The sequence below is a fragment of the Coleofasciculus sp. genome (assembly GCF_046539235.1).
Classification (GTDB): Bacteria; Cyanobacteriota; Cyanobacteriia; order Cyanobacteriales; family Coleofasciculaceae; genus Coleofasciculus.
In genome coordinates, this window is sequence record NZ_JBKHHI010000395.1 from 1 (window position 1) to 6,249 (window position 6,249).

Consider the following 6,249-nt stretch of genomic DNA (forward strand, 5'->3'; position numbering starts at 1 on the left):
CAGCCCTCTCTCTGTACTCACTAATCTTTCTGAACTTGACCTGGGTGGTAATCAAGTAATAGATATCAGTCCCCTATCTGTACTCACTAATCTTTCTGAACTTGACCTGGGTGGTAATCAAGTAATAGATATCAGCCCTCTCTCCGGACTCACCAATCTTGCTGAACTTGACCTGGGCAGTAATAAAATAAGAGATATCAGCCCTCTCTCTGTACTCACTAATCTTTCTGAACTTGACCTGGGTGGTAATCAAATAACAGATATCAGCCCCCTATCCGGACTCACCAATCTTGCTGAACTTGACCTAAGTTTCAATAAAATAACAAACATCAGTCCTCTATCCGGACTCAGCAATCTTGCTGAACTCGATCTCAGTGAGAATAAAATAAGAGATCTAAGCCCCCTCGCCGGACTTACCAATCTTGCTGAACTCGATCTCCGGGGTAATCAAATAAGGGATCTAAGCTCTCTTTCCGGACTTGCCAATCTTGCTGAACTTGATCTCAGTGAGAATCAAATAAGAGATATAAGTCCTCTCGCTGGACTTCCAAATCTTTCTGAACTCTACCTCTGGGATAATCAAATAAGAGATATAAGCTCTCTTTCCGGACTTGCCAATCTTTCTGTACTTGACATCAGTGAGAATCAAATAACCGATCTAAACTTTTCCTCCGGACTCACCAATCTTTCTAAACTAAACCTCAGTGGTAATCAAATAACAGATATAGATTCCCTCTCCAGATTTACCAATCTCTCTTCCCTCAATCTCCGTGATAATCAAATAACAGACATCAGCCCTATCGCCGAACTCACCAATCTTTCTTACCTCAATCTCCGGAATAATCAAATAACAGATGTAAGTTCCCTATCTGGATTGAACAATCTTTCTGTACTATCCCTAATGGGTAATCCACTTGCTGAATTAAACTGTCCTGTAGAGCCAGAATCTATTTGTATCTTTAGATAATCAATAATTCAAGCCATGATCAGAACTATCTGGCTATTATATCATTACCTCTCAGCAAAACTCGCCCCTCGTCATAAAAGGGAGGTAAGTAGGTCGGTGGAAATAAACCGAACTATGTTAAGTTCTGTGAATGTTCCTCAAACCCTTACAAATGACCAATGACCAATGACTAATGACGATTTACGCCGTTAACTTTAATTGTCCTCACCTACTTATAAGTAGCAAATGTTACCATTTGGGAAGATTTTGGGTCGAGCCGTTGTTCAATGGCGATAGCGTCGTTGCCGTTAAGTTTATCAACCATGATAAACCCAGGAACATTGATCTGTTCCGAAAATAGTGTATTATACTTTTTGTCAGCATAATATATTCCCGATAATTAGCCAAGCTAAATTGTCATTAAACGTTGACATCTGCACCATTTAAGCTTGACAAATTTTAGAGCTTAAGCAATAAGAAGGCTGAGGCTCATTTCTATTTACAAAAAATAAACAAAAAACATTAACTAATTTAAATAATTGTGAATTAGTAAAATACAACACGATTTTTCTGATACAAATAAACCTAGGAAATATTTCTTATGGCAAACGCAAGTTTACGCTTATAGAGTGTAGAAGGGGCTGATATGAACGAAAATACTTACGAATTGGAATCCGAACTTAAAACCTTGAACCACGTCTATCAGACATTATCTGAAGTCAATACCCAGATGAATGATGAGAGTTATGGACTAGAATCTCTGGGATTAAGGAACCTTGGTCATCTGTATCACAATCTCCCGGTTCCCCAGCTTATTGAAGAATCCCTAAAACGGCATGAAGGCGTTCTCGCTGCCAATGGCGCTCTTTGTGTAGAAACAGGCAAATACACTGGACGTTCTCCCGCGGATAAATTCATCGTTGATGAGCCAGGGCTACATGAGGAAGTGAACTGGAATAAAGTCAACGTTCCCATCTCACCGGAAAAATTTGACTTACTCTATAAACAGATGTTGGCTTATTTGCAAGGCAGAGATCTGTTTATCTTTGATGGATATGTCGGTGTTGATCCGCAATACCGCCTGGGTGTACGAGTTATTAACGAACTCGCCTCGCAAAATTTGTTTGCTCATCAAATGTTCCTCCGCCCGACTCCAGAGGAACTGAATTCCCATAACCGCGAATTAACCATCATTGCCATTCCTGGTTTACAGGGAGACCCAGAGATTAATGGGATACATAGTGAAGCCTTTATTGTCGTCAGCTTTGCCAAACGACTGGTTTTAATTGGCGGTTCGCGCTATGCCGGTGAAATCAAAAAATCGGCATTCTCATTCATGAATTATCTGATGACGAAGCGCGATGTTCTGCCCATGCATTGTTCCGCCAACATGGATAAAAAAGGGAACACCGCCTTATTCTTTGGGCTTTCAGGGACAGGGAAAACCACCTTATCCGCTGATCCTACCCGGCATCTAATTGGGGATGACGAACATGGATGGTCGGAACGGGGTATCTTTAACTTTGAAGGAGGTTGTTACGCCAAAACCATTCGGCTGTCGCGGACGAATGAACCCCAAATTTGGTCAGCGATTCGCTTCGGGTCACTGATGGAAAATGTGATGCTTGACCCAGAAACCCGCGTTCCCAACTATGATGATGGTCGCCTGACTGAGAATACACGAGTCGCTTATCCAGTCGATTATATTCCCAATTGTGTAATTCCGGGTATCGGTGGTCATCCTGGAACCGTGATTTTTCTCACCGCAGATGCTTTTGGTGTGTTACCCCCGATTACTAAGCTGACCAATAATCAGGCAATTTTCCACTTCATGTCGGGTTACACCAGCAAACTAGCGGGTACAGAACGGGGAATTACGGAACCCCAAGCCACATTTTCCGCTTGTTTCGGTCAACCGTTCCTTCCCCTGTCGCCAACCCTCTACGGCGAGATGTTATTTGAACGACTGGTGAAATATGATGCCAATGTCTATTTAGTCAATACTGGGTGGACAGGTGGACCTTACGGCGTTGGCACACGTATCCGGATTCAAGACAGTCGCGCCATGGTTGCGGCGGCGTTAAGTGGAGAGTTGGAACAGGTGCAATACTATCACCATCCCATCTTCAAAATCTTAGTGCCAAAATCAGTTCCCGGTGTTGACAGCAGCATTCTCAATCCCCAAAATACCTGGAGTGATCCCCAAGCCTACGAGACACAAGCGAAGGATTTGGCGAAACGATTTGTGGAAAACTTTAAGAAGTTTCCCAATGCGCCCCGTGAAGTGAAGGAAGCAGCACCTGTTTTTGAGTAACTGTTCCCAGTTTTTGCCGCAACAACCTTTACTTTCTGGTTGTTGCGGACAAGAACGTCATTTGTTGAACGTGTAGAGACGTAGCATGGTACGTCTCTACATTTCCAGTTAGGTCTCTAGGGGCGGGTTTTACCGATAACGTTTTGGAAAAAACCGATAACTGTACTAAACCCGCCCCTGTAGGGAAGTATGTAGAGATGGAATAGCCTTCTAGAGTTGAGGAAACCCAAGCGTGAGAGATCGCTGGGCACATAGAAGGACTAGACTTCACTAGATTATCACAAAAACATGATGGTTGAGATGGTAAGAATAGGGAACATGGAACAGGAACAAGGGATTGAAGGGTTTTTAAGGGATTGAAGGGTTTTTGCCAGTCTGAATTCCGTTAACAAATTAGTAGCGAGCAAGATGCAAAGCCTGCGGCATGGCTTCGCTAAACGCACTAAATCCAAGGATGAGAGCAATTCTTGACATTAAGGTTTAAATGCCGAACAGCTTATTACCGTTGAGCAAAGCTTCAAAGGACTTATTTCCCCGTAGATTGTCAAAATCTGAGTCGGTTTTGGCTAAGGTGAGATATTCGCTGGGATTAAGACGAATTGCGGCTTGTAAACTCGCGATCGCACCCTCCTGATTTCCCAGTAAGGCATAGCAACAGGCTTGGTTGTACCAGGCGTATTCGTCTTCTGGATCAGAGGCTAATACTTGGTCATAACTCGCCACAGCTTCGGGATATCGACCCAGTTTCCGCAGCAGTTCTCCTCGCTGATACCAACTCCAGGGATCAGTGGGTTTGATCTCCAACCCTCGATCATAGCTAGCCAAAGCCTCTTCTAAGCGTCCCCAACGTCGCAGGGAATCTCCCCGTCGATACCACGCCCAATAGTCATCGGGTTGGGTTTCTAAGGCTTTTTCGTAACTGGCAATTGCTTCTCCATACCGCGCCAAATGTCGCAGGGCGTCACCTAAGCGATACCAACTCCAGTAATCCGTTGGTCGCAGCTTTAGGGCTTCCTCAAAGGAGATAATCGCTTCCTTGTACCAATCCAAATCTTCTAGGGCGACCCGTCCCCGATTGTACCAAGCCCAATAGTCATCAGGTCGAGTATCCAGGGCTTGATCGTAACTCGCGATCGCGTCTTCGTAACGTTGTAATTCTCGCAGTACCTTGGCGCGTTGACACCAACTCCAGTAATCGGTGGGCTTTTCGGCTAAAGCTTGGTCATAACTGCTTAACGCTTCCGAGTAATGTCCCAATGCATCTAAAACATCAGCTCGCCAGTACAGCGCCCAAAAATCATGGGACTTGTAGTCTAAAGCCCGATTATAACTGGTCAGGGCATCTTCATAGCGCCCTTCATCGCGCAATCCATGCCCTTGATTTAACCAATCTCTATAGCTATCAGGTCTGCACTCTAACACTCTGTAGATAGTATGGGCAGGTTTCTGCCGCATCGATAATGTTGTACTCATAGTTTTATCTGGAAATTATGTAACGGATAGTGAAGTGGTGACTAATAATCAATGACATAAGACTGATGACCACTGACATAAGACAAATAACTCATGTTACCCACACCACTGCTAATTTATCGACAAAATGGAGAAGAAATCATCCCCAAGCGGTTGCCGATTAACCCACGCACCTGTGATATCGCCACGGATTTGATCACCTGTTTTCGGGAGGCGGTGGGTCATACCCAAGGTGAACTGAATCGCCAGCTTTCTGAACTAGAAGGAGATAGTCCTGATTATCGCCTTAAACGGGGACTGGCGCATCTGCTCAAAAATAACTTCAGTACCTTTGAAATTGTTAGCCCCTTGGAACCGAAAGAACTGCGACAACGAGTCTTTACCCTATCTGCTCAATCCCTCCCCTGTCGCGCCGCTACGGAAGCGACTCTGGAAACCTTGAGTAGTACGCTTACTCAAGAATTACACCAAGAAGTGCTACCTTCGCAAATTCGCACGGGGCTTTATGCGGATTTGCCAGAAAATCGGATTCTCACCCAGTTTGATGATCCCGCGCCGGAAGCCTTGCTGTACCGTTACAACTTATCTCAAGTCCAGGGGATTTTCTACAAAGCCTCTGAGATGATTCTCAATGCTCATCGGAATGTACCGGGGGAATATAAATTACTGTTTCGTTATTTAAAGTTATTTGGCTTAATGACCTATATCGAAGGCGATGCGGATCACGGGTTTACGATTACTATAGATGGACCTGCCAGTTTATTTAAAACCAGTACCCGCTATGGACTGGCGATCGCGAAACTGATTCCGGCTCTACTCCATGTTACTCGTTGGAATCTCAAAGCCACTTTACAAATGCGTGATCCCTACACGGGAACCTGGAAAACTGGACGATTTAGTCTCAACGATAAGTGTGGGTTGGTCACTCATTATCCCCCTGGCAAGCCTTATGACAGTATGATTGAGGCATCTTTTGCCAACCGTTGGGACGCGCTGAAAACGGACTGGATACTGGAACGAGAAGTGGATCTGATTCCGATTCCGGGGAGTGTGATGATTCCCGATTTTCGTCTGGTGCATCCCGATGGGCGAGATATGTTGTTAGAAATTGTTGGGTTTTGGCGTCCCGACTATCTGCAAAAGAAATTTTCTCAAGTCCGGCGGGCGGCTTGTGATAATTTAATTTTGGCAATTTCTGAGCGACTTAATTTGGATAAAGCCGGGGTTAAGCTGGAACGTGTGCCTGCCCAAATTATTTGGTTTAAAGATAAGTTATCACCCAAGGCGGTACTAGAGGTATTAGATCAATGAACGGTGATCACCGTAGGGGCGCACCGACGTGCATTGGTGTCAACTTAAGGTAGAAAACCAATGCTGGCAAGGTTTTAAACCGTGTCTATCTACTCCTCAACATTTCCCCCTCATCCCCTAACCCCAACTCCGAACAATGCATAGCTTTTGAAGGGGGGAACAGGAATCCGCCTCAATTGGATAGTCGATGAAATAAGCTCAATCG

At 44.6% G+C, this 6,249-nt stretch carries 4 protein-coding genes; 3 read left to right on the forward strand and 1 reads right to left on the reverse strand.

Translation table 11 applies throughout. The annotated features are described in order from the left end of the window. Both ACLFWI_RS25035 and pckA read left to right on the forward strand, forming a co-directional pair. Window positions 1–967: leucine-rich repeat domain-containing protein (locus ACLFWI_RS25035; RefSeq protein ID WP_446415174.1), on the forward strand; the 967-nt coding region annotated here is incomplete at its 5' end. 625 nt (window positions 968–1,592) lie between these two features. Beyond that, window positions 1,593–3,260 carry a phosphoenolpyruvate carboxykinase (ATP) gene (gene pckA, locus ACLFWI_RS25040; protein ID WP_446415175.1) on the forward strand — a complete coding sequence of 556 codons (1,668 nt, stop codon included), beginning with the start codon at window positions 1,593–1,595 and terminating at the stop codon, window positions 3,258–3,260. A 480-nt stretch (window positions 3,261–3,740) separates the two neighbouring features. Here the strand turns inward: pckA and ACLFWI_RS25045 are convergent, their stop codons facing one another. Further along, window positions 3,741–4,733, reverse strand: a complete 993-nt coding sequence (locus ACLFWI_RS25045) for a tetratricopeptide repeat protein (RefSeq protein ID WP_446415176.1) — start codon at window positions 4,731–4,733, stop codon at window positions 3,741–3,743. Window positions 4,734–4,826: 93 nt separating this feature from the next. On the opposite strand from ACLFWI_RS25045, the gene ACLFWI_RS25050 reads away from it, so the two are divergent. Next, the gene (locus ACLFWI_RS25050; protein WP_446415177.1) at window positions 4,827–6,044 is read left to right on the forward strand and encodes a DUF790 family protein; all 1,218 of its coding nucleotides are present in this window, start codon (window positions 4,827–4,829) and stop codon (window positions 6,042–6,044) included. Window positions 6,045–6,249 lie beyond the last annotated feature (205 nt).